The following is a 24,227-nucleotide window of genomic DNA, read 5'->3' as shown; positions in this document are numbered from 1 at the left end:
TACTTCCTGATTTGTATCAGGTTATGCGAGCGATATCGTTAAAAATTGCGATACCCATGATCATAAACAGAAGCACGCCACCTATTCTGTAACCCCATTCCTGTACCGCTTCAGGCACAGGTTTGCCTGTGATCCACTCCACGATAAAAAACATGAGGTGACCACCGTCAAGCATGGGCAAGGGTAATAAATTTATTATGCCTAAATTTACGCTTATTAAGGCAAGAAAACTCAAAAAGTACGCAAGTCCATACCCAGCACTTGTTCCCGCACCTTGAGCAATTGAGATAGGACCACTCAAATTCTTCACCGACACGTCGCCTGTGATGAGCTTTCCTATCATTTCGACACTGAGTGTCATCAGGCGCCACGTTTTATCAAGCGCCTTCCCAATGGCCTCTATAATGCCATATTGATGAGTAAACACATACCCTTCAGGCCAAGGCTCGAATGTCGGGCTCACACCTAAATACCCACTTTGCCCTTGTGGTGTATCACGGCGCGCTATCGTGGCATCTAATGTAAGAGGCTGTCCATCCCTTTCTATATCGAGCGAGATTCGCTCACCAGGACTTTCAACAATAACGTCAACTAGACGTTCCCACGATGACAACTTAGTGCCATTTAACGCAATTAGTTTATCACCGGGTTTTAACCCCGCTTCCTGCGCTGCACTTTCCTCTCCAACAAATCCAACGGTTAGCGTTGCATCTGGTCGATAAGGGGTTAACCCTAAGCTGCTTAAAGGAGACTCGCTATCTGGGTCAAAGTTCCAAGAACCTAATGTAAAAGTCAGTTCTTTTTCGACATTTGATGAATTTTTAACCGTAACAGCCGCTTTTTCAGCACCAATATTAGAGACGATTTCTAAATTAACGGCTTCCCAATCAGGCGTAACCCTGTTGCCTACTTTAATGATTTCATCACCCGCTTGCACGCCAGCAAGTGCAGCGATGCTCTCTGGTTCAACGCTTTTCACCACAGGTTTCACAGTTTCTAAGCCGACCAAGTACATCAACCACAATGCGAAAAACGCAAAAATAAAGTTAACGCCAGGACCTGCCGCAATAACCGCCATGCGCTGCAATACGGGTTTATTGTTGAAGGCTTTATCTTCTAACTCCGGCGGTACGTCATCAATACGTCCATCGAGCATGCGCACGTAGCCACCGAGCGGAATCATAGCGATAACATATTCGGTGCCAGACTTGCTTAGCTTGCGCCAAATCGGTTTGCCAAATCCAATTGAGAAACGCTCTACCTGTACACCGCATTTGCGAGCAACGTAAAAGTGCCCCCATTCGTGTACGGCAACTAAAATACCTAAAGCAACAATGAATGCACCAAGGCTCCATAAAAATGCTAGCACTGGAATTTACCTCGAATAATCTCGTTAGCTTTTGCTCTAGCTAAGCTGTCTTGCTCTAGTATTTGCTGAATAGAATTCACCGACACATAGGGCATAGCATTAAGCGTGGCGTCATTCACTTTGGCAATATCGCAAAACTGAATTTTGCCCTCTAAAAAAGCATCTACAGCCACTTCATTTGACGCATTGACTCTTGTCGTTGCACATTGCCCTTCCTTACATGCATCAATAGCCAATTTCAAATTAGGGTAACGCTCAAAACAAGGGGTCTGAAAACTGAAATTGGCAATGTCAGAAAAATCGAGGGGCGTCACACCCGCTTCAATGCGCTCAGGATGCGCCAAACCATAAGCAATAGGGGTACGCATGTCAGGATTGCCCATTTGTGCGATCACCGAGCCATCAACATATTGCACCATAGAATGAATAATACTTTGCGGGTGAATAACCACATCAATATCATCTGCACCAGCACCGAACAACCAACAAGCTTCAATGAACTCCAGCCCCTTGTTCATCATAGTTGCAGAGTCGATTGTAATTTTTCTGCCCATCGACCAGTTAGGGTGTGTACTGGCTTCATCGATTGTAATTGACGAGAAGCTATCAAGCGGCCTTTCTCTAAACGGACCACCTGAACCCGTTAACAGAATTTTACGAATGCCAGATGCTGCAAAGTTACCATATTCATAATCGTGCGGGAGACACTGGAATATGGCGTTGTGTTCGCTGTCGATAGGAAGGATTTCAGCACCGCTTTGGTTCGCCGCCTCAATAAATAAGGCACCAGACATGACTAACGCTTCTTTATTGGCAAGCAAAACCCGTTTACCCGCTTTTACTGCTGCCAGTGTGGGCAAAAGCCCTGCTGCACCAACGATGGCTGCCATTACAGCATCAACTTCAGGCGCGCTTGACACTTCTTCCAGCGCATTTGCACCAGCAAGAATTTCTGCATCCACACCATATTGGGACGCCAACTCGCAGGCTAGTTTGTAATTAGCTTCATCAGCAATTACCACGTAGCGCGGCGCGCATTTCTGGGCCTGCTCCATAAGCAATTCAAGCTGCGAGTTGCCGGTGATAGCAAATACGCGGTATTTATCTGGGTGGCGATTTATTACGTCGAGTGTATTACAACCAATGGAGCCTGTGGCCCCTAACACTGTTACTGTTTGCATTACGCCATCCAAGTTACATAGCAGAACGCAAAAACAGGGAATGCCGCAGTTAAACTGTCGATTCTATCGAGCACACCACCGTGTCCAGGAAGGATTTTGCCGCTATCTTTAATTCCGGCACAACGCTTCAGCATGCTTTCGTTCAAATCACCAAGAGCAGAAACAGCCACAGTTATGCCGCCAATAGCAAGGTGAAGCCAAATACGTGAAGGTTCTACCTGATAGTGAAGAGCCGCAAAAGCGATAATAGCAAACGAGGCTGCAATACCACCTAATAAGCCTTCTAAACTTTTACCTGGCGATACGTTAGGCCGCAGCTTGTGGCGTCCGAATTTCACGCCCACGAAAAATGCGCCTATATCTGCAGCCCAAACGATCCCCAGCACATAGAATATGAGTGAAGCACCGTAAAACGAGTCAACATCGTGCAAGCTCGTACGAAGTGCAACAACTGCTACCCATGTTGGAATAAGCGTAAGTGCTCCAAATAGGGTTCTAACGCTGCGACTGTCTTTCCAAAACTTAGAATATTTAGGATAAGCAAGCACCATAAATAAAGAGGCTATCCACCATAGAACAGCAACCGTTAGTATAGCGCGGTATAAACCGTGTAATTGCCCTTGATACCAAATGGTACTGGCATCGACGGTAAATGATAAGGCGATACATATGGCAAATGCTCCCGCCATATAGATAAGCTTTTTAGGGCGTTCACACACGCCTGACATATTCGCCCACTCGTAGGCACCAATGCCGACAACACCGGCTATGGCAATTTCAAACCAGAAAATAGGAAGAAAAAGAATGGCGTAGAGCGCCAGCGGCGCGAGAATTAATGCAGTTATTATTCGTTGTTTTAGCATAATTTGCCCTTGGCGTTGGTTACCAGGGCTAGCCTGATAATTGCCTGTATGGTATTAACCATCGGCCGTGACTACCTGTTCACCGGTTAAACCGAATCTACGTTGACGAACATTGAAATCGTCTACGGCCAATTGAAACACGTCTTCATTGAAGTCGGGCCATAGTACATCGGTGAAATACAATTCGGCATAAGCACACTGCCATAGTAAGAAATTACTAATTCGGTGCTCGCCACCAGTGCGAATAAGAAGATCTAACTCTGGAAGGTTAGCTGTAGAAATGTGCGAACCAAGAGCTTCTTCACTGATGTTATCTACATCAAGCTCGCCGCTTTTCACCTGCGATGCGAGTTGCTTGGCCGCATTTACGATGTCCCATCTACCGCCATAGTTTGCTGCGATATTTAAGACCAAATCTTTGTTGTCTTTAGTCATGTCTTCGGCTTTGCGAATTTTTTCGACTAGCTTGGCGTCGAAAGCCTCAACATCACCAATAACCTGCAAGCGTACACCATTTTTGTGTAAGCGTTTTGCTTCACTATTGAGGACGAGATTAAACAACTCCATAAGGACGCTGACTTCTTCCTCAGGACGTTTCCAGTTTTCACTTGAAAACGCGAATAGCGTTAGTGATTCGATACCGTTTTGACGTGCAAAGCGCACAACAGAACGTACAGACTCTACCCCGGCTTTGTGACCGAAGGTACGAATTTTCCCTTTCTTTTGCGCCCATCGACCATTGCCATCCATAATGATTGCAACATGCTTCGGGCCAGCAGACTCTGCTGGCACCTCGGCTTTTTTCGATTTGGCTGCGCTTAAACGCTTTCCAATCATAATACTTACTTATACTTCCATTAGTTCTTTTTCTTTGTCAGCAAGCATGCTGTCAACTTTCTTAATGAAATCGTTAGTAATAGATTGAATGTTCTCTTCCGCTGCACGGCTCTCATCTTCACTGATTTCTTTTTCTTTTAGAAGATCTTTGATGTCACCGTTAGCGTCGCGACGAATATTGCGGATAGCAACACGACCACCTTCCGCTTCGTTGCGTACAACGCGGATAAGGTCTTTACGACGCTCTTCTGTAAGCGGCGGAAGAGGAATGCGAATTGAACCGCCCGCACTCATTGGGTTCAACCCTAGGTCAGACTGCATAATCGCTTTTTCAACTGCTTGGATAGCGCTTTTATCAAATACAGTTAACGCTAGAGTACGGCTGTCTTCCGCAACGACGTTAGCGACTTGCTTTAGCGGCGTGTCTACACCGTAATAAGGTACCATGATGCCATCTAGAAGGCTTGGATGCGCACGACCAGTGCGGATTTTGCTGAATTGGCCTTTTAGAGAAACTAGGCTTTTTTCCATGCGCTCTTGCGCATCTAATTCAATTTCATCAATCACGTTTTGTATCCTATTGTTCTTAATTAATCGTTGTCAGCGTGGCAAATGACGGTACCTTCTTTTTCACCCATCACAACACGCTTAAGGCAACCCGGCTTATTCATGTTGAATACGCGAATTGGTAAGCTGTGATCTCGTGCTAGAGTGAAAGCTGACAAGTCCATTACTTTTAATTCTTTTTCTAGTACTTCCTGGTAAGACAATTGATCATACAATGTCGCTTCAGGATTTTTTACTGGGTCATCACTGTATACGCCGTCTACTTTAGTGGCTTTAAGCACAGCATCGGCTTCAATTTCGATACCGCGTAAGCACGCCGCAGAGTCGGTAGTGAAGAAAGGGTTGCCAGTACCGGCAGAAAAGATAACAACGCGGCCCGACTTAAGAAGGCTAATAGCTTCTGCCCAGTTGTAAGCATCGCACACGCCGTTTAGTGGGATAGCAGACATCATACGCGCGTTTACAAATGCACGATGAAGCGCGTCGCGCATAGCTAGGCCGTTCATTACCGTAGCCAGCATGCCCATGTGGTCGCCAACAACACGGTTCATTCCCGCTTTTGCTAGGCCTTCGCCACGGAACAAGTTACCACCACCGATAACAAGTCCAACTTGAACACCAAGTTCAACCAGCTCTTTAATTTCTTGTGCCATTCTATCTAACACTTTAGGGTCTATGCCAAAGCCTTCTTCGCCCATTAGGGCTTCACCACTAAGCTTTAACAGAATGCGTCGATATGCTGATTTTGGTGTGATACTCATAGTTTGAATTGTCCTCGTAAACCCGTTTTGTCCTATGTCTTTCAATAAAGCATTACCGTAAAAAACATAGGACAAAGCGCTTTCGTTTGTTTGGCAGGCGCACGCTTGTTACTCGCCTAGCTTCACACTTGCGCACTGCATTAGCAATACTAAAGATATGCAGCTATAAAAAAGCACCTCCTAAGAGGTGCTTTGTAGTTTATCTAACTATTGCGTAATGCAAAAGATAAACGCTCAATTATTTCTTAGCAGCTTCCATTTGAGCAGCTACTTCAGCAGCGAAGTCTTCAGTCTTCTTCTCGATACCTTCACCAACTTCGAAACGTACGAAGTTGATTACGTCTGCGCTGTTGTTCTTAAGAAGCTCAGCAACAGAAATTGAAGGATCTTTAACGAAAGGCTGACCAGTCAAGCTCACTTCGCCAGTGAACTTCTTCATGCGGCCTGCAACCATTTTCTCAGCAATTTCAGCTGGCTTACCAGACTGAATAGCGATTTCGATTTGGATTTCTTTCTCTTTCTCTACAACTTCAGCCGGAACATTCTCTGGCTTAACAAACTGCGGGCTAGCAGCTGCAACGTGCATTGCTACGTCTTTTGCTAGCTCTTCGTCGCCGCCAGTAAGGATAGAGATAACACCAATACGGCCGCCGTGTACGTATGCACCTAGCGTGTCGCCTTCAACGTTGATAACGCGACGAGGAGAGATGTTTTCACCGATTTTAGCAACAAGTGCGTCACGAACTTCGCTTACTTTAGAACCATTAAGTTCTGCATCGTTAAGTGCGTCGATGTCGTTGATGTTGTTAGCCGCTGCTACTTCTAGAAGCTCGTTACCGAACTTAAGGAATCCTTCGTCACGTGCTACGAAGTCAGTTTCACAGTTTAGTTCAAGCATGGTCGCGCGACCACCTTCAACTTTAGTAAGGATAACACCTTCAGCTGCGATACGACCTGCTTTTTTAGCCGCTTTCGCTTGGCCTGATTTACGCATATTTTCAATGGCTAACTCAATGTCACCATCCGTTTCAACCAGGGCTTTTTTACAATCCAGCATACCTGCGCCAGTACGTTCGCGCAGTTCTTTAACTAGTGCTGCAGTCACTGCCATTTTTCAATTCCTCAGCATTAAATATAAATTCGTTAGGTAAAAGGGGCGATATCGCCCCTCTCAATACATTTCGTATTGTAGTACCGCCATATTATCTAGATATGACAGTAAGCAATCAGAATTACTCTGCCGCTTCTACGAAGTCGTCTTGCTCAGCTTGTACTTCAAGGTTGCTTTCGCGACCTGAGTTGATAGCGTTTGCAGCAGCATCCAAGTAAAGTTGGATAGCGCGGATAGCATCGTCGTTACCAGGGATGATGTAATCAACACCGTCTGGGTTAGAGTTAGTATCGACAACACCAACAACAGGAATACCTAGGTTACGAGCTTCTGTTACAGCAATGTGCTCGTGATCTGCGTCGATAACAAAGATTGCGTCTGGAAGACCGCCCATGTCTTTGATACCGCCAAGGCTGTTTTCAAGCTTGTCCATTTCGCGCTGAAGCATAAGTGCTTCTTTCTTAGTTAGCTTCTCAAACGTACCGTCTTGAGCTTGTTGCTCTAGATCTTTAAGACGCTTGATTGACTGACGTACTGTTTTCCAGTTAGTCAGCATACCACCTAACCAACGCTTGTTTACGTAGTACTGGTCGCACTTAAGAGCAGCATCTTTTACTGCTTCGCCAGCGGCGCGCTTAGTACCAACGAAAAGGATTTTACCTTTCTTAGACGCAACACCTGAAAGGTAGTTAAGTGCGTTGTTGAAAAGTGGAACCGTTTTTTCAAGGTTGATGATATGAACTTTATTACGAGCACCGAAGATGAAAGGCTTCATCTTTGGGTTCCAGTAACGAGTTTGGTGACCGAAATGCACACCTGCTTTCAGCATGTCACGCATAGAAACATTAGCCATTTTATTTTCCTCTTGGGGTTAGGCCTCCATATACCCCTTGTATCGATTCAGGCCAACCTACGTTGAACTGAACACCCCGATACGAAGTGTCGGTATATGTGTGTTTTAATAAAATAAATTTACCCTCTAAAACGGTGCTTGTTGCACATAGCAAAATGAGCTTTCCGTCAGGGCGCGCGCTTTATATCACAATACCACCACAGCCTCAAGTTTTAGCGTTAAAAAGCCAGGCTTTTAAGTATTTTTGCCAACCTTTATTAAAACGACCCACCCCATTGCTATCAGCCTTGGAAATCACCATTTAAAAACCATGAATATCAGCACCTTACTAAGAATGACCTGAATAGTGTTATACTGCGTAAGTAATTTAAATTCTTCACCAAACTAGTTTCAAACGATTTGAGAGGCGCTGTGACAGCTATTATCAAAACCCCAGAAGAAATCGAAAAAATGCGCGTAGCCGGTAAACTGGCTGCTGAAGTACTTACTATGATCGGGCCTTATGTGAAAAAAGGCGTAACTACCGATGAACTTAATACCATTTGTCACGACTATATAGTAAACGAGCAAAAGGCAGTGCCCGCCCCGCTAAACTATGGTCACCCACCATTTCCAAAGTCTATTTGTACGTCGGTGAACCATTGTATATGTCACGGCATTCCTTCTGACAAGAAGCTAAAAGACGGTGACATCATCAACATTGATGTAACTGTTATAAAAGACGGTTATCACGGTGATACTTCGAAGATGTTCGTTGTAGGTAAGCCATCTATTCTTGCCGAGCGCCTTATTCGCGTTACTCAAGAGTGCCTATATAAAGCGATTGAACAAGTGAAGCCGGGCATGCGTCTTGGCGATATTGGCCATATTTGTCAAACCCATGCTGAAGCGCATAACTATTCAATAGTGCGTGAATACTGCGGTCACGGTATTGGTGCAAGCTTCCACGAAGAACCGCAAATTGTTCACTATGGAAAGCCTGGTACAGGTGACGTTTTAGAGCCTGGGATGTGCTTTACCATCGAACCTATGGTTAACGCAGGCAAACGTTACTCAAAAGTTTTGCCAGATCAATGGACTGTTGTGACCAAAGACAGAAGTTTAAGTGCCCAATGGGAGCACACTCTTTTAGTTACAGAGACCGGTGTTGAAATTCTTACGCTTCGTGAGGAAGAAAGCTTAGAGCGTGTTATTTCACACGGATAATTTTCATATTGCGGCTGTTAAGCTTACAGCCGCTTTGATTGCCCCTTTGCCTCATTCAAAACGGCATACTAAATCTTTATTTTTAATTCTCATACGATGCGCCTATTAAACGGGCTACACACCTATAACAAAAAACCATAAATATTCACAATTCAACCTAACTTATGCATAAATTTGCTACTGCGAACTACTATCAATTCATGCTATTGTTCTTAGCGTTTTAATAGAAGTCTATTTCAAAGGTGCATTTTGACGCTGCAATCACTGATAAAGAATATCGACACAATTAACTCTGTTGATGAAATTCCCGTCATTAAATCGTGCGTGGAAGCCAGTTATACTTGGATAACAGAGTCTTTCGACGCTACGCCAGTTAATCAGCTCGTTACCGGTCGTGCGCAGTTTGTCGACGCATTGCTTTGTCACCTTTGGCAACTTTACGGCTTAGATACCGTGGACGAGCTTTCCCTTTGCGCGGTGGGTGGATACGGTCGCGGCCATTTACAACCCCACTCAGACATCGATTTACTCATTGTCAGCAAGAAGAAGCTAAAGCCTGAAGTGCAAGAAAAAATTGGCATGTTCATCACCCTTTTATGGGATATCAAGCTAGATGTTGGACAGTCGGTACGCACCATTAAAGAAACGGTTAAACTGGCGAAAGACGATATTACTATTGCGACGAATCTCGTTGAAAGCCGTCTGCTTTGTGGAAGTGAAACTACATTCGACAAACTGTGGGATGAGGTAAACGGTCGCAATTCATGGTCGAGTAAATCTTTCTTCTCGGCTAAATATGACGAGCAAAAGAGGCGCCACGCCAAGTTCAACGGCACCGCTTACAACCTTGAACCAAACATTAAAGAAAACCCGGGATGTTTGCGAGACATTCAATCTATCGGTTGGGTAGCGAAAAAGCACTTTAAAGAGTATGACGGATGGAACTTGGTGGGTCACGGTTACTTCACCGAACAAGAACACAGTGAGTTAATCGCCTGTCGTATGCACCTGTGGAAAATGCGTTGTGCGCTGCACTTAGTTGCTGGCAGAAGCGAAAACCGACTGCTTTTCGACTATCAACCCGATGTCGCACAAATGATGGGATACGGTGAAGAAGGTAAGGCATCTGTGGAAAAAATGATGCGTGACTTTTTCCGCACCGTAGCGCGCGTGTCTGAACTGAACCAAATGCTGCTTCAGCGCTTCAAGTACGACATGCTTAACCAAAGCGTGCAAAAAAGCGTAATCATAAACGAAGATTTTGAACTGCTCGACAATATGATTTCGCCGCGTCACGAAACCGTATTTTCATCACCTGAGGCAATTTTAGACTTCTTACATTTGGTGGCAAACACGCCAGAAGTAAAAGGCTTAAGTACCATTTGTATTCGACAATTGCGTAACGCTCACCGGGCCTTCGAAGCAGAATATTACGTTGAACGCCCTCTGTGCCGCGATAAATTTATGCGATTAATGAAGCAACCCGAATTTTTTGATTTCGGTTGGGACATTATGCACCAGTACGGTATTTTACAAGCCTACCTTCCAGAGTGGGATACCATTGTGGGTATGATGCAGTTTGACTTGTTTCACGCCTACACGGTGGACGAACACACTCACCGATTAGTAAAGCATGTAAACTATTTTTTCTCGAAAGAGAACAAAGATTTTCCACGCTGCGGCAGAATTTGTCGAAACCTAGACAAACCTGAAATACTTTACATTGCTGCAATTTTCCATGACATCGCAAAAGGTCGTAATGGCGACCACTCAACCCTAGGCGCGCAAGATGTCGCTAAGTTCTGTGCACAGCACGATGTACCCAGTAAAGATGCAGAATTGATTGCATGGCTTGTAGAAAACCATCTGCTTATGTCAGTGGTTGCCCAACGCCGCGACATATACGATCCTGATGTCATTAGTGAGTTTGCTGGTGCGGTAAGAAGCCATAACCACCTTAATTTACTTTATACACTGACCCTTGCCGATATTCGCGCTACCAACGATAACCTTTGGAATGACTGGAAAGCGTCTTTGCTTCGTGAGCTGTATCTAATGACACAAAAAGCGTTAGACAATGGGCTACAGTGTCAGGTTACACTCAACGAGCGAGTAACCACTCACAAACATCAGGCAAGACAGATTCTGCAAGAGCGTGCTATAGACCCTATTGCCATAGATGCGCTGTGGGCAAGGCTTGATGATGACTACTTTGTTCGCTTTAAGCCTACGCAAATTGCATGGCATACCGATGAAATTATTAAAGCTCAGAATGAATGGCTTACACCAGAACACGATGGTCTATTAGTAAAGGCTAACGACAACAGCGCTAAAGGCGGCACTGAAGTATTTGTTTATGGGAAAGATAGAAAAGCCCTGTTTGCTCAAGTCGCATCTGTACTAGATAGCCGTAATTGTTCAATTCACGACGCCCACGTTACTGTCACTAAAGATAGTTATGTGTTTGACAGTATGCTTATTCTTGAAAATGACGGCAGTCGTATTAGCTCAGAGTCGCGCATTGCTTCTATTGAGAATGCCATTTCTGCCCAATTAGAAAAGCCGGGACGCTCTCACGAAAACAAACGAAAGTTACCGCGCCAAATGAAACAGTTAGACGTGCCCACCAAGGTTCGTTTTTTCAATATCAACGATGAAGCCACGCTTATCGAGTTAGAAGCCCTAGACGCACCGGGCATTTTAGCTAAAATTGGTCATGCATTCGTTGATACTAATATGACACTAAAGCTTGCAAAAATTGCCACCATTGGCGAGCGAGCCGAAGATATTTTTATCGTCAGCAATGAGGCTGGCATCGCATTAACCCAAGAACAACAGGTAAACCTTAAAAAGCGTATCCTGTTTAAACTCGACCAACTTGAAGATATCACAATACCATGAATGAATTGAAAGCCATTATTGAAGACGCCTTCGAAAATCGCGACAGCATTAGCCCGTCATCAGCACCTGATGAAGTAAGAGATGCGGTAGCGCAAGCTATCGACCTACTTAATAGCGGAAAAGGCCGCGTTGCAGAAAAAATTGCTGGCGAATGGGTAGTACACCAGTGGCTGAAAAAAGCTGTTCTACTTTTCTTCCGTCTTCACAACAACGATGTGATTGAAGGCGCTGAAAGCAAGTTTTATGACAAAGTACCACTTAAGTACACTAACTACACAGCTGAACAATTTGCGGCTGACGGCGCACGTATTGTTCCGCCAGCGGCAGTACGTACAGGTACTTTCGTAGGTAAGAACGCGGTTGTTATGCCCTCTTACGTAAACATTGGTGCATTTGTTGATGAAGGCACAATGGTTGATACGTGGGCTACGGTAGGCTCGTGTGCACAGATTGGTAAGAATGTTCACCTTTCTGGTGGCGTTGGCATCGGCGGCGTATTAGAGCCACTTCAGGCAAACCCTACCATTATCGAAGATAACTGTTTTATCGGTGCGCGTTCTGAAATTGTAGAAGGTGTTATCGTTGAAGAAGGGTCAGTAATTTCAATGGGCGTTTACATCGGTCAGAGCACGCGTATCTATGACCGTGAGACCGGCGAAGTTCACTACGGCCGTGTTCCAGCGGGCTCTGTAGTTGTTGCGGGTAACCTGCCTAGCGCAGATGGTAAGTACAGCCTATACGCAGCAATCATCGTGAAAAAAGTTGATGCAAAAACCCGCGCTAAAGTAGGTATTAACGCTCTACTTCGCGGCGTTGAGTAATAACTTATGCGTCGTTAAGTAATTAACGACGTTCGCATATAAAAAAAGAGGCGCCTTAGCGCCTCTTTTCATTTTTAACCCATAAGCCATCAACGCTTAAGACAAAAGCTTGTCCTTGATGGTGTTAACCCACTCCACCACGTCTTTTTCGGGCTCTAGGGTTTCAATAGCATCAACTTCTAACATATCAGCAACCGCGTTACCTTGCAGTTCAGCAAGTAATTCTTGGAATTGTTTACCTGCTCCACAAAAGCTTTCGCCATAGCTGCTGTCACCCAGCGCTGCAACAGCGAACGGCTTGCCCGTTAGTATAGGTGATTCGTCTTTTAAATCTGAAAACACAAACTCTAGGTTAGGTGGAACATCGCCCTGACCTGTCGTTGAGGTAATAATTAACAGTGCGTCAGCATCAGTAAAATCGGCTACTGAAGGGTCGCTTTCCAGTGAGCAATCAACTCCCTGCTCAGCTAAATTTTCTTCCACCTGCTCAGCTACGTGTTGTGCGTTACCGTATACTGTACCCGCAATAATTTTCAATGTTGCCATTTTTACCTCTTAAACCAATGATCGTCGCCCATGTCGACAGGCGGAAAGTATTTCTATCTTATCAAGCTAAACGGTTTTAACCTGTTTACGAATTGTTGCATTTCATTGTGCATCTCACCATTAATCGTTATCCATTTACCGCTAACAGGATGAGAAAAGCCCATATGAGTACAACTTAAGGCCAAATTATTAAAATTAAAGTGCTGTTTAGCGAATTTGTTTTGCTTCCCATCGCCGTGAGTTGTATCGCCAATAATGGGGTGACGAATGTGTACCATGTGTCTTCGAAGCTGGTGCTTACGCCCAGTGCTCGGAGAAAGTTTTACTAACGAATATCTAGCACTTTGGTACCTACCTACAGGCTCGGGCACTTCAAACTTTTCGAGTGACTCATACATGGTGGACGCTGGCTGAGGTGCTTGCTGTGGCCTTTTGTGTTTATCTGCAATTTTGTCATAACGATACTTAAGAGCATAATCAATAAAGCCCGTGTGGTTGACGAAGCCTCTAACCACAGCGTGATAACCCTTTACCACCTGCTTGTCCATCATTTGCTGGCCTAGCTTTGCCGCAATTTCTGAGTTAAAACTAAACACCAACACGCCTGATGTAGGCCTATCTAAGCGGTGAGCTGGAAACACGTGCTTGCCGATTTGATCTCTAAGCGTCTGCACCGCAAATACGGTTTCATGCCTATCTATAGGACTTCTGTGGACTAGCAGACCTGGGGGCTTATTTATCGCAATGATATGCTCATCCAGGTATAAAACAGGCAAGTGTAGAGAGTTCGCACTACCTTGTTCTTCAACACTGTTTTTTTCGCCAGTCTGCTTTTCCGTCAGCTCGACTTCATCATTTAGTGACACTTTCTCAACGGCTCTTGGCGATTGCTCTAGCTTACTCATCCAATGTCTCCACTGGCAATATCGTCAATATACTTTAGCGCAGACAGGGTACTTTGATTCTCGGGTGATAAGCACACTTCTGCTGCGGGTGTAATTTGCATCGCCGGTATAGGGTGCGATTGCGCCAACAAAATGCGCATTTTGGGAATAAAAATAAAAGCCAGCCAAGCTTCAAAAGAAAAACAGTCTGCTGCGAAAGGTACTTCACTTCCTATAGCATTTTTAAGCGCTTGGTCATTGGGTACTTCATCTGGCCAAACACCATCTTGCTGCATTACCGTTTCTAATTGCTCCAGTGCGTTGATGAAAGCTAAATGACTGCTACTATTCGCTTGATTCACTACTCCTCCCCTATCCTAATACGCTTCAATTTATAGCGCGCAGTATATCAGGGGCTTAAGGTCAACATAAGTCAGTGTGTTGTATCGTTGAAATTCTTCTGCTGTGATACCATTAATGAGGTTTGCTGATGGCCCTAGCGAATATAAGCATGTCCTAGAGGCGGTTGTTCTTTGCTGAACATCAAAGGGTTACGGGCCTAGCAACATTTATTTAAAGCAGTATTTTGGAACGAGTTATGAGCGCTAACAGTATCAATTCTATCAGTGAGTTTTTGTTACACGCAGGCACTGAATATCATGTTTTTGATTTAGGTCGACGTATTGAACCCACAGATAATCAAACGTTTCTAGAAATAGAAAATGGCAGTGCTTACGCGCCCTACCCTCGTCAACAACATGCGTGGTTCGGTATTGTTTTTTGGAACAAAAATGCATCTTCGCAACACTATATTTGGTTTATAAAGCTGCCACTTGATGAGCAAGGCTTGGTCGTTGCCGCTGCTAGAAATCATTTTCTAGAGATTATTGTGGATGCTCTAGGGAAGTCGATTGCAGAAGATACCGAAAATGCAAAGCAATTGCCCGACAACCCTTATTCCTTCGTTCCGAACCAATCGCAACTTGCTCAGTTTAATGCTCTAGTCAAAAGCACGTTAAACCATCCCCTAAGTGAAGAGGCGCAGAAAGTTGAAGCTTATATTCAAGCCCCGCAGCTTGTGGATTGGCAAAAAATATCAATGCAAAGCGTGGCAGATTTTGTACATGGTTTCAGCATGCACGCAAAGCGAGATGTGTTAGAAGAGGCAATTAAAGCCAATGTAGCAATTTACTCAGATGTGTTTGTTAATACGCTTATGGAGACAAGCGAGAGCGTTTCTTTGTCAGATAACTTATTGGCTATGTATTTGAGCAAAATTGATGATGGCGACGACATCAATCTAGCGGCTTTGAGGGGCACCTCTGAAGGAAACTTCAACCCAACGATAAATAGTAAGCTTCTAGACTTATTGAACGATGAAAAAACGCAGCGCCTCGATATTTTAAGTGTTATTGCGGCACGGCATTTTGAGCAAATGGAACCGCTCCTACTTAGTACCTTTTTAGAACAAGCTGCAAAAGTTGACGAAAAAGAAGGTCACCAAGGTGCCTTATTTGCTGGTTTCTTTTCTGATTTAGTCCAAATTCCGAAATTACGCAGACAAGTACTTACGCTGCTACACTCAGACGCCAACTCGGATATTCTAAGCAAAGCATTTGAGCGATTGTTTGCACAGGCGAGAAAATAAATGACGTTACTTGAATTGGTCATATGGTTAGTAATTGTATTTACCGGCTATCAGTTTTGGCGCATTCGGGCCATTTCTGAGCAAACAAACGCTTATCTAAAACAATACTGTGATAAACATGGTTTGCAGCTGTTAAGTGTGGCCAGGGCCAAAACTCGGTTCTCATTTAAGTTTGGTAAACCGGACTGGCACAGCTTATTCAATTTTGAGTTTTCAAGCAATGGCGAGGATAGATATACAGGAGAAGTTGAATTAATAGGTACGAGGGTTGCGAGAACCGAAGTGCCACCGCATAGGGTGTAAGTGGTCAAACCGCAATCGGCGCTTTATAAGTATCGGGAAGAATGAAACCAAAGCGTTGTAAAACCGACGTAAGTTCATCGCGCTTAATCGGCTTTTCAATAAAACCTAATGCGCCTAGTGACATCACTTTCTCTTGCATCAATGGCTGTATATCGCCTGAAATAACAATAACAAAAGTCTCAAGTTTACGGCGTTTAATTTCACTTAATACACTAAGACCGCCCAGCACAGGCATTGTTAAATCTAGTAATACAAGGTCAATAGTATGATGTGCTAATACTTCTAGAGCGTCCATACCATTTGACACTTCATAAATAGCTTCAGCGAACCCACTAGGCAAGTTACTTCTAGCCATTTTCCGTGCAAGTGCTGAATCGTCACAAATTAGAATATTAAAACCCATCAACTACAATCTTATAATTGGTTACTAATCCATCTTTAGAATACATTAAACGAAAGTATAAGAAAATAACAAAAACATTGAATTATTGGCTACTTACTTGATAACGACACCAAACTCCCCTCTCCTATTAGCATGTTTTGTGGTAGATATAAGGCGTAACAAAAAAGGAAAACATCCCTATGCAAGAGTTAGCTGCAAGCCAAGACAAAAACTTGGTGAGAAAAGTTGCCTATCAGATTCTGTCTCATTTCGATAAGAGTTACCGGTGGTTCACCCGAATTACACGGGGCGCTCAAGAAAGATTTGAAAAGGGTAATTGGAAAGAAACCCAGCTAGCCTCTAAAGAGCGTATTACCATTTATGAACAAAGCCTGTCAGATGCGGTTGCCGAGATTTATCAGCTTACTCAGGTCCACCAAAAAGACGATGCTTTTTGGCAAGAGCTTAAAAAGGTGTTTGCGCTACAGCTTGAAGGCCACCCGCAGTTTGAGTTAGCTGAAACCTTTTACAATTCAGTGATTGGCCGCTTGTTTAAGCACAGAAAAATAGACAACGACATGATGTTTGTGTTGCCTAGCCGCTGTTTTTTGCCTGGGCAAGACAGAGACAAAGTAGTCAACAGCTTTGACACCACCACTACCGTACGTGAGATGTACGAGTCGATATTTAAAATTTATCGATACAATATTCCGTTTGAAAACTTTGAACGGGACTTACAGAACCTTGAGAAGGCCTTACGCTCACGTTTAAATAAAGAACAGCTAGCTAGCGTACAGGCCGTTGAGATCCTAAAGCCTACTTTTTTTCGAGGTAAAGCGGCTTATTTGATTGGTCGCATCTGTATGCCCGGCGAAACCCTGCCGTTTGTCATCGCCATGCGAAGATACAATGAGCCACATATGTTCGTCGATGCCCTACTGACCGACCGTAAAGATCTGAGCGTAATTTTTGGCTTTGCCCGCAGCTATTTTATGGCCGACACCCAAAATCCGGCCGAGGTTGCCGCTTTCCTACAAGAATTATTGCCAAATAAAAAACACTTTGAATTGTATATGTCGATGGGGCACTACAAACACGGCAAAACGGTATTTTATCGTAACTTCTTAGCACACATGGACGAGTCTGATGACAAATTCGAGGCTGCGCCGGGAATTCGAGGGTTAGTGATGATGGTTTTCCATCTGCCCTCATATGGCGTTGTTTTCAAAATTATTAAAGATGAATTTGCAGAAAGTAAGAAAATCACCCGTGAACACGTAAAAGAGTGCTACAAGTTAGTCAAAATGTCAGATCGTGTTGGCCGAATGGCTGACACTCACGAATACGTTAATTTTAGGTTCCCTTTAGAGAGAATTGAGCCTGAGCTTATTGAAGAACTAAAAGAAACTTGCGCATCGAGTTTAGAATTCACCGAGACAGAACTTATCATCAAACACATGTATATTGAGCGGAAAATGACGCCGCTAAATATTTATCTTCAAGAAGAAACCGACGAGAAAAAGATAAAGCGTGCGCTCGATGAGCTTGGCCTTTGCATTAAGCAAATCGCCATGGCAAATATCTTTCCCGGAGATATGCTGCACAAAAACTTTGGTATAACCCGTCACGGTCGCGTGATCTTCTATGATTATGATGAAATTTGTTTAATGAACGAGCGTAACTTCAGAGAGTTGCCAAAATCTGATGACCCCTATGCTATTGATACACTTTCAGTAGCGCCTAACGACGTATTTCCTGAACAGTTCGAGCACTTTATTGTAGGTAAGCGAAAGTTCAAAGACATACTTAAGTCGTTGCACGGCGACTTGATGACACCTGAATATTGGCATGAAGTTCAGAAGAAGTGCGCACGTGGGGACGTACAACATTTTACCCCCTATAACCCGAGCATGCGCTTTGACAAAGGTGGATAGGCTGAGTGCGAGAATAATAGCATCACCCCTATCACCTTAACCCAACGTTTAAAGTGAGCAAGAGCTCTACATATGAGGTCAAATTTTAGCTACATGCGAAAAAGCTTAAAAGTGATCGTTTTAAGTCGTATAGCTCGTAAAAGAGGCAAAGCGATATTGCTTTTCGACTGCTTGTTCTCGCTTGCTGCTTGTTAAATACCGCAAACCGGTACCAGCAATGCCAAACAAGTGCGTGAATGTAGATAAACAAAAGAGTCGTAATAATGAAAGTGCTACTTGTAGAAGATGATCCAAAGGTTGCCTCGCACATTGCAAATGGACTATTGGGTGAAGGGCATGAATGTATTACGGTAGGCGATGGAACATCAGGCTACCAACAAGCCGCTAGTAACGAACTAGACGCGGTAATTTTAGACGTAATGTTACCCGAACTCGACGGTTTCACTGTGCTTGAGAAGCTTCGCGAAGAAGGTAACACGACCCCTGTTCTATTACTTAGCGCCAAGAGCCAAGTTGAAGATAAGGTTAAAGGCCTTCGTACCGGCGCTAACGACTATCTAACTAAACCCTTCGCCTTTGAAGAGCTGCTTGCTCGCGTTGAAGGTTTGGCTGGTCGCAATAAAGACGGCGATGACAAGACCTTGATAAAAGTTGGAGACCTCACGCTAGACTTAGTTAACCGTAAAGTATTGCGTGGCGATCAAGAAATTGACCTTCAATCAAAAGAATTTCAACTACTTGAATGCCTACTTCGTCACAAAGGTAAAGTTGTGACGCGAAGTATGTTGCTTGAACAGGTTTGGAATTATCATTTTGACCCCCAGACTAACGTGATTGATGTTCACATTAGCCGTCTACGTCAGAAAGTGGATAAAGCGTTTAATGTTCCGCTTATTGAAACCGTAAGAGGCACTGGCTACCGCATAGCGGACGAGCTTGCATGATAGCAATACGCGACTTTACGCGTAGTTCTAGTTTTCGCGTAGGCGTATTGCTCACCACCCTAGCTTGTATTGCCATTGTTTTAATTGTTTACTTTTGGCGATTAACGAGCAGTGACTTGTTCATTTCCGAGTCTAATGCTGCCGTTAACGCCAAAGCGAATGCGCTCGTAACGCTTTATGAAAATCTTGGTATTGATGCGGTTAAGTCGGCCATTATAAGCGACAATAACCAACTTTCTTCTAGCACGAAAACACCCTCTCATTCATTCGAACATTTGCGATCATTTGTCGTTCTGAGCAAAGATGAGCAAGTAGTTGCGGGGAACTTAGCATCTATCCCTCTGGTATTAGAGCGGCACAAAGGGGCCAACTTTGATACTGCAGAAATTGTCATTACCCGGCCTAACAGCTCATCAAGGAAAACCTTACGCCAAGCATTGATGAGGGAAGATGTACTAGGGGACTATACCCTCTATGTCGGGCGTGGTATCGATGACTTATATAGCGCACAGTGGTTTGGCAAAACCTTTAGCTGGATTATCGTTGTGTTGCTTTGTGCCTTAAGTATTCTAAGCTTCGCCATTGCCGTTTATGTGGTCAATCGAATTAACCGCATGTCTCAAACCGCTGATAAGATTATAAAGACTGGTAACCTTGAAGAGCGGCTAGAGATTGATAGCAATTGGGACGATCTCAGCAGTCTTTCCTTCGTTTTTAATCAAATGCTGGATACCATTGAAAGCTCGGTTAATAACATCAAGTCAGTCACAGACAGTATTGCTCATGACCTACGCACACCGCTTTCCAGACTTCGTAATACCTTAGAAAGAATTGAAGACGACCAGCTACGAGAAGACACGACTCAAGAAGCAGATAACCTACTGAATATGTTCAACAGTTTATTGCGCATAAGCGGACTTGAAACCACAAACAAGAAAGAAGGCTTTTGCAATACAGACGCGCGGGCAATTGTAGAAGACGTGGTCGACCTTTATCACCCCCTCGCCGAGGAGCGCAACATTCAGCTGTCCAGTCAGCTTGAAAGCGTGACTATGCTTGCTGACCCTAACTTACTTTTCCAAGCCGTAGCCAACGTATTAGACAATGCTATCAAGTACTCGAATGAGAATAGTATGGTTACGGTGCAACTGACGACTACACCTTGCCATATTGTTATTGCCGTCAATGATGCAGGGATAGGTGTTGGCGAGCATGAGATTATAAATTTAGAGCGTCGTTTTTATCGCGCTGATGGCAGCAGAACGAGCAAAGGGAACGGATTAGGCTTATCTCTCGTTTCAGCAATAGTTAAGCTGCACGATGGTCAAACTTGGTTTGTGCACGACCCGTTAATGCAAGGACATGGGCTGGGCGTTGTTTTTTGTTTTCCTCGTTAGTGTGAGTCAAAGTCAGCTAATCAGAATCAGCAAATAATAGACACTATCTATAGGTAAGCTACTTTAAATTGTACTAGCTAAATCTACTCACTTTTTTCGAATGCTGACCTATAGATGATATAGGTCAGTGGACTTTCCAAGTCTATATCTGCAAATTATTAATCTGTTTGCTTCTGCATAAAAATAGTGACTTCTGCCATCACAATGCCGAACTTGCGAATGTAAGAACGGTTCATCATAGTGCTGTCGTCAAATGCCCAGAACCAGTCATCAAAGGTTACTGAATAGGTCGTATTGTCTACCGGTAAATCCATCTCGTAGTGAAAATTGAATGCATTGCCATAGCTGGTGCCCTTAGCAGGGCCTTCAATGTCACTCGCTCGTCCTACAAAGCTATTATCGCTCTGTTTTACAATAGTCCAAGTGCGTGAGGTTGGGCCTTCGCCCACGCCATACTCAAAAGTTTCATCAAGGGTTAATGTATCATTATCTATTGACCCATCGATGTTCACCACAAACCTTTGTACCACCTCGCCCGAGCGGTTTTGAACAATGCCCCAGGCTTTAACGTTACCATCAAAAAATTGCTCAATATCGAAAGTTGGAGACACCGTCTGATAGTCTTCACCATCGACCGACACAGAACATCCTGACAGTCCTGCCATGGTCAATGCTGCAAACCCTACCCCTAAACATAACTTCATCATATTTTTTATCATTTTACTTATCCTGCTCAACTAACCCTACTTGGGCTTTATATCTATAAAATCACTAAACTAATCTTTTCCGAGTAGCTTTCTTCTAAACTTAGGTTCCGATGTTTCATCACTTAACCAGATATCAAAAAAACGCTGCGTAAACGTTCTGTCGCTTATCACATCCGCTTTTTCGCCATTTACGTAAAACACGCTTGTGCCTTCTTTCGTCGCAATCCCTGTAATTACATCGCCTTCGCTAACGTCAGGAAAGATAAGCTCCATTAGCGACAGCCATTTTTCTGCATCATCGGCAGCGATATCTCCCTGTTTTTTCATTTCATCAATAGAGCGCTCGGCAATCTTTTTCCCTTCAAGATCCCGTTGGTAGGTCAAACGAAGGGCAAAAGGAGGCTGCTTTGCGTACTTGCCTTCAGAAGCAAAAAGTTCACCGGTATATACGTCCCAAAAGTAGTAAGAAAACATGCCTTTCCCCACCAGTTTCGCATTGGGAACATACTCATTGATGTGTTCTAAATCAGACTCTTGCGCATAGGCGTTGTTTGACATGGTTAGTCCGCTCACAGATATGGAAAAAAATATAATTAAGGCAGATGCAGCGGCTATTTTATTGGCGCAAGACATACAAATAGCCCAAGCGTTTTTTACATAATGAAAAAACCATAATGGGGTATAAATCACAGGTTTTCGTAAAATACAGTTTTTATTAGTAACCATAAAAATGCTCTTATAAAGCGTAATAAAAATTACAGGTCTTTTATTGAATTTCTATCTGGTTATACTCTTGCCAATGTCCAATTGATCAACTGTCCCTAGGCTCTCATCGTGCTTTCCCTTGATGAATTTAAAACGTCACTCACTCTTCCTTCGCCTCTTATCCCTTTCAAACCGAACTGGGAGGGTGCAAGCAAGGTATCGCTTTATGTTAAGCGTGACGATGCAATTCACCCTGTGATGTCAGGAAACAAATGGCGAAAGCTAAGCCATGCACTAACGGGCCCTTTACCAAAAGCTATAATCAGTTTCGGTGGCGGCTTTTCTAATCACCTCCATGCATTGGGGTTTGCTTGTTATAAACTTGGAGTTCCTTTTACTGCCATTATTCGGGGCGACTACAGTGCTGCACCATCGCCAATGATTAAGGATTTGATGCGGTGGGATGTTCGCATTGAATATGTAAATAGAGTTACCTACAAAAAGCGTAACGATAGCGCCTATTTAGATGAACTAAAGCTGCAGTTCCCCAATGCGATCATCATTCCTGAAGGTGGAAGCCAGGCCCTGGCGCTTCAGGGGATAAAAGATATGGTCGATGAAATCGAGGTAGACTTTGATTTTATCGTTACGCCCGTCGCAAGCGGCGCGACATTGGCGGGAATTGTAAATGCATTAAATAAACGTAATAGTACAACGGCTACTGACTTTCGTTCTCGCAACAAAGCCATTGGCATAGGTGTACTAAAAGGTGAAGGCTATCTAGAGGGGTTGGTTGAGCCATTTCTTCCAACAGCTAACCAGACACATTGGCATATTGATCATAGCTACCATTTTGGTGGCTACGCCAAAGCGCCAAGTGAACTTCAAACCTTTTGCAACGAATTCAATAACACCATGGAATTTGAAATAGAGCCAGTTTACTCAGGCAAAGCCTTCTGGGCCGTTAAAGATATGCTGGCTAAAGGCAAGTTTGAGGAAGGTTCACGCATTGTTGTATTGCATACAGGAGGTTTGCAAGGTGCTAGATGATTTCATCAATCTGCAACAGGATAGCCAACCAGTCTCTTTAACTTTGCCCTTATTCCTTTTGCCTGCTGAAGCTGTTCACGCAGCACACCTATTTGACTGAAGTTGGCGCTTAGAGGATTATCCTCAGGCATCTTTCCAACGATGCCGTACTTTATACTGATTGTTTTATCTTCTTCAGCGAAAGTGCCGAATAACTTATCCCATATAATAAGTACGCCACCATAGTTCTTATCAATATAAGGCTTATTGGTTGCGTGGTGAATGCGGTGATGAGTAGGGGTGTTGAAGATACGCTCTGCCCAGCCTAAATGACCAATCGTTTGCGTATGTACAAAAAACTGATAAGCCAGATTTATCGCGACTATGGCAAATACCAAACTGGGTGAAAAACCAATGAGTATCATTGGCACCCAAAAAAGCCACATGCCCACAAATGGGTACAAAATACTTTGTCTAAACGCTGTGGTGAAATTCATTTTTGTTGAGCTGTGATGCACCACATGGGCCAACCAAAACCAGTGTATGTTGTGTGAAGCTCGGTGAAACCAGTAGTACAAAAAGTCTTGCAGGATAAAACCTGCAAAGAGCGACAATGCCGTTAGCTCTATATTAAATAACGAAAACTGGTGTAACCAATGAAAAAAAGGCATCAACAGTAGCAACACCAAAGCATCAGAGCCCTGGTGAAGCAGTGCAAGCAATGCATTGTTCACACTGTCTTTTACATTATAAAACTGCCGTGCCTTCTTGAACTCCACAAAAACACACAGTAAAAAAACCGGGCTTAAGCCAAGTAAAATAAGTTCAACGGGGATCAAAACGCGCTCCTAACTTATTCAAACATTGCTCGATGTCGTTTTGTAAAAGGCGCGTTAGTAACCAACTCGGCATATACCAAGGCGCCCGACAGGTTATACGATAGGAAACGTTTGTTGCGTTTTCTTGTCGCGTGAACGCGATAACGCCCCTATGCGCCTTCACTGGGAAGTCATCAACGACTCTGTACTCAATGCCGTTCGTATCTGCGTGAACGATCTCTTCTTTAAAGCGAACACCTAAAATATTAACCTCTCTAACGCAGCCCACTCCGCCGCTTACTTCACCATCATTTTCTACTTTTAATACCTTAAATGTTGCATTAAAGAAGTCACTTAAACTCTGGTGGTTAAGCAGCGTATCGCGAAGCACCTGTGGCTTTGCATTGATATTTTTTTGGTAATGAACGTTAACCATTTACGACATGTCCTTTTCTTATGG

General features: G+C 43.9%; 25 protein-coding genes. 9 read left to right on the top strand and 16 right to left on the bottom strand.

Features of this window, described 5'->3' with window-relative positions; all coding sequences use genetic code 11:
* Nucleotides 1–16: 16 nt before the first annotated feature.
* From rseP to rpsB, 8 genes are all read right to left on the bottom strand, one after another.
* Nucleotides 17–1,369: a sigma E protease regulator RseP gene (gene rseP, locus ACXAFM_RS13840; protein WP_474830425.1), complete on the bottom strand. Its 1,353-nt coding sequence runs from the start codon at nt 1,367–1,369 to the stop codon at nt 17–19.
* A complete protein-coding gene (gene ispC / locus ACXAFM_RS13835) occupies nt 1,363–2,550 on the bottom strand; it encodes a 1-deoxy-D-xylulose-5-phosphate reductoisomerase (RefSeq protein WP_474830424.1) in 1,188 nt (395 codons plus the stop codon). The genes rseP and ispC overlap by 7 nt, the downstream gene beginning before the upstream one ends.
* Nucleotides 2,550–3,413, bottom strand: a complete 864-nt coding sequence (locus ACXAFM_RS13830) for a phosphatidate cytidylyltransferase (protein WP_474830421.1) — start codon at nt 3,411–3,413, stop codon at nt 2,550–2,552. The genes ispC and ACXAFM_RS13830 overlap by 1 nt, the downstream gene beginning before the upstream one ends.
* A gap of 54 nt (nt 3,414–3,467) precedes the next feature.
* Complete coding sequence (uppS, locus tag ACXAFM_RS13825; protein WP_474830419.1) at nt 3,468–4,250, bottom strand: polyprenyl diphosphate synthase; 783 nt, start codon at nt 4,248–4,250, stop codon at nt 3,468–3,470.
* Nucleotides 4,251–4,259: 9 nt separating this feature from the next.
* Complete coding sequence (frr, locus tag ACXAFM_RS13820; protein ID WP_014948555.1) at nt 4,260–4,817, bottom strand: ribosome recycling factor; 558 nt, start codon at nt 4,815–4,817, stop codon at nt 4,260–4,262.
* Nucleotides 4,818–4,840: 23 nt separating this feature from the next.
* A complete protein-coding gene (pyrH, locus tag ACXAFM_RS13815) occupies nt 4,841–5,578 on the bottom strand; it encodes a UMP kinase (protein WP_069943865.1) in 738 nt (245 codons plus the stop codon).
* A gap of 238 nt (nt 5,579–5,816) precedes the next feature.
* Nucleotides 5,817–6,689 carry a translation elongation factor Ts gene (gene tsf, locus ACXAFM_RS13810; protein ID WP_012517564.1) on the bottom strand — a complete coding sequence of 291 codons (873 nt, stop codon included), beginning with the start codon at nt 6,687–6,689 and terminating at the stop codon, nt 5,817–5,819.
* A 121-nt stretch (nt 6,690–6,810) separates the two neighbouring features.
* Complete coding sequence (gene rpsB, locus ACXAFM_RS13805) at nt 6,811–7,542, bottom strand: 30S ribosomal protein S2 (protein ID WP_015066407.1); 732 nt, start codon at nt 7,540–7,542, stop codon at nt 6,811–6,813.
* Between the two features lie 411 nt (nt 7,543–7,953).
* Between rpsB and map the strand changes: the two genes are divergently transcribed.
* The 3 genes from map (at nt 7,954) to dapD (ending at nt 12,470) form a co-directional block, all read left to right on the top strand.
* Entirely contained in the window at nt 7,954–8,748 is a 795-nt protein-coding gene (gene map, locus ACXAFM_RS13800) for a type I methionyl aminopeptidase (protein WP_179982597.1), read from the top strand.
* Between the two features lie 249 nt (nt 8,749–8,997).
* On the top strand, nt 8,998–11,649 hold the full coding sequence (gene glnD, locus ACXAFM_RS13795; protein ID WP_474830416.1) for a [protein-PII] uridylyltransferase: 2,652 nt from the start codon (nt 8,998–9,000) through the stop codon (nt 11,647–11,649).
* Nucleotides 11,646–12,470, top strand: coding sequence for a 2,3,4,5-tetrahydropyridine-2,6-dicarboxylate N-succinyltransferase (gene dapD, locus ACXAFM_RS13790; protein WP_118490066.1), 825 nt, complete (start codon nt 11,646–11,648; stop codon nt 12,468–12,470). Before glnD ends, dapD begins: the two co-directional genes overlap by 4 nt.
* A 96-nt stretch (nt 12,471–12,566) precedes the next feature.
* Here the strand turns inward: dapD and ACXAFM_RS13785 are convergent, their stop codons facing one another.
* The 3 genes from ACXAFM_RS13785 to ACXAFM_RS13775 are packed head-to-tail and all read right to left on the bottom strand — an operon-like array spanning nt 12,567 to nt 14,262.
* Nucleotides 12,567–13,016: a flavodoxin domain-containing protein gene (locus ACXAFM_RS13785; RefSeq protein WP_474830414.1), complete on the bottom strand. Its 450-nt coding sequence runs from the start codon at nt 13,014–13,016 to the stop codon at nt 12,567–12,569.
* A 53-nt stretch (nt 13,017–13,069) separates the two neighbouring features.
* On the bottom strand, nt 13,070–13,921 hold the full coding sequence (truC, locus tag ACXAFM_RS13780) for a tRNA pseudouridine(65) synthase TruC (protein WP_474830412.1): 852 nt from the start codon (nt 13,919–13,921) through the stop codon (nt 13,070–13,072).
* Nucleotides 13,918–14,262, bottom strand: a complete 345-nt coding sequence (locus tag ACXAFM_RS13775; protein ID WP_474834934.1) for a YqcC family protein — start codon at nt 14,260–14,262, stop codon at nt 13,918–13,920. Before ACXAFM_RS13775 ends, truC begins: the two co-directional genes overlap by 4 nt.
* A gap of 236 nt (nt 14,263–14,498) precedes the next feature.
* Between ACXAFM_RS13775 and ACXAFM_RS13770 the strand changes: the two genes are divergently transcribed.
* Together ACXAFM_RS13770 and ACXAFM_RS13765 are read left to right on the top strand one after the other, a co-directional pair.
* On the top strand, nt 14,499–15,548 hold the full coding sequence (locus ACXAFM_RS13770; RefSeq protein WP_474830408.1) for a DUF3549 family protein: 1,050 nt from the start codon (nt 14,499–14,501) through the stop codon (nt 15,546–15,548).
* Nucleotides 15,549–15,851, top strand: a complete 303-nt coding sequence (locus ACXAFM_RS13765) for a DUF3301 domain-containing protein (protein WP_474830406.1) — start codon at nt 15,549–15,551, stop codon at nt 15,849–15,851.
* A gap of 4 nt (nt 15,852–15,855) precedes the next feature.
* Here the strand turns inward: ACXAFM_RS13765 and ACXAFM_RS13760 are convergent, their stop codons facing one another.
* The gene (locus ACXAFM_RS13760; protein WP_025256222.1) at nt 15,856–16,254 is read right to left on the bottom strand and encodes a response regulator; all 399 of its coding nucleotides are present in this window, start codon (nt 16,252–16,254) and stop codon (nt 15,856–15,858) included.
* Between the two features lie 179 nt (nt 16,255–16,433).
* Between ACXAFM_RS13760 and aceK the strand changes: the two genes are divergently transcribed.
* The 3 genes from aceK (at nt 16,434) to ACXAFM_RS13745 (ending at nt 20,508) form a co-directional block, all read left to right on the top strand.
* The gene (gene aceK / locus ACXAFM_RS13755) at nt 16,434–18,167 is read left to right on the top strand and encodes a bifunctional isocitrate dehydrogenase kinase/phosphatase (RefSeq protein ID WP_474830404.1); all 1,734 of its coding nucleotides are present in this window, start codon (nt 16,434–16,436) and stop codon (nt 18,165–18,167) included.
* A gap of 263 nt (nt 18,168–18,430) precedes the next feature.
* Complete coding sequence (locus tag ACXAFM_RS13750) at nt 18,431–19,111, top strand: response regulator transcription factor (protein WP_474805288.1); 681 nt, start codon at nt 18,431–18,433, stop codon at nt 19,109–19,111.
* The gene (locus ACXAFM_RS13745; RefSeq protein ID WP_474830401.1) at nt 19,108–20,508 is read left to right on the top strand and encodes a HAMP domain-containing sensor histidine kinase; all 1,401 of its coding nucleotides are present in this window, start codon (nt 19,108–19,110) and stop codon (nt 20,506–20,508) included. Before ACXAFM_RS13750 ends, ACXAFM_RS13745 begins: the two co-directional genes overlap by 4 nt.
* A gap of 158 nt (nt 20,509–20,666) precedes the next feature.
* Here ACXAFM_RS13745 and ACXAFM_RS13740 read toward each other — a convergent pair whose 3' ends face one another.
* Both ACXAFM_RS13740 and ACXAFM_RS13735 read right to left on the bottom strand, forming a co-directional pair.
* Complete coding sequence (locus ACXAFM_RS13740) at nt 20,667–21,227, bottom strand: DUF3833 domain-containing protein (RefSeq protein WP_474830399.1); 561 nt, start codon at nt 21,225–21,227, stop codon at nt 20,667–20,669.
* 57 nt (nt 21,228–21,284) lie between these two features.
* Nucleotides 21,285–21,773, bottom strand: a complete 489-nt coding sequence (locus tag ACXAFM_RS13735; RefSeq protein ID WP_474830397.1) for a chalcone isomerase family protein — start codon at nt 21,771–21,773, stop codon at nt 21,285–21,287.
* A 276-nt stretch (nt 21,774–22,049) separates the two neighbouring features.
* Between ACXAFM_RS13735 and ACXAFM_RS13730 the strand changes: the two genes are divergently transcribed.
* Nucleotides 22,050–22,970 carry a 1-aminocyclopropane-1-carboxylate deaminase/D-cysteine desulfhydrase gene (locus tag ACXAFM_RS13730; protein ID WP_474830395.1) on the top strand — a complete coding sequence of 307 codons (921 nt, stop codon included), beginning with the start codon at nt 22,050–22,052 and terminating at the stop codon, nt 22,968–22,970.
* A gap of 5 nt (nt 22,971–22,975) precedes the next feature.
* Here ACXAFM_RS13730 and ACXAFM_RS13725 read toward each other — a convergent pair whose 3' ends face one another.
* Both ACXAFM_RS13725 and ACXAFM_RS13720 read right to left on the bottom strand, forming a co-directional pair.
* Nucleotides 22,976–23,788, bottom strand: a complete 813-nt coding sequence (locus ACXAFM_RS13725) for a sterol desaturase family protein (RefSeq protein ID WP_474830393.1) — start codon at nt 23,786–23,788, stop codon at nt 22,976–22,978.
* Nucleotides 23,775–24,203, bottom strand: coding sequence for an SRPBCC family protein (locus tag ACXAFM_RS13720; RefSeq protein ID WP_474830391.1), 429 nt, complete (start codon nt 24,201–24,203; stop codon nt 23,775–23,777). Before ACXAFM_RS13720 ends, ACXAFM_RS13725 begins: the two co-directional genes overlap by 14 nt.
* Nucleotides 24,204–24,227: the final 24 nt, after the last annotated feature.

The sequence above is a fragment of the Alteromonas sp. ABD4_190 genome, assembly GCF_056160105.1.
This window is presented reverse-complemented; position numbering and strand designations above follow the sequence as displayed.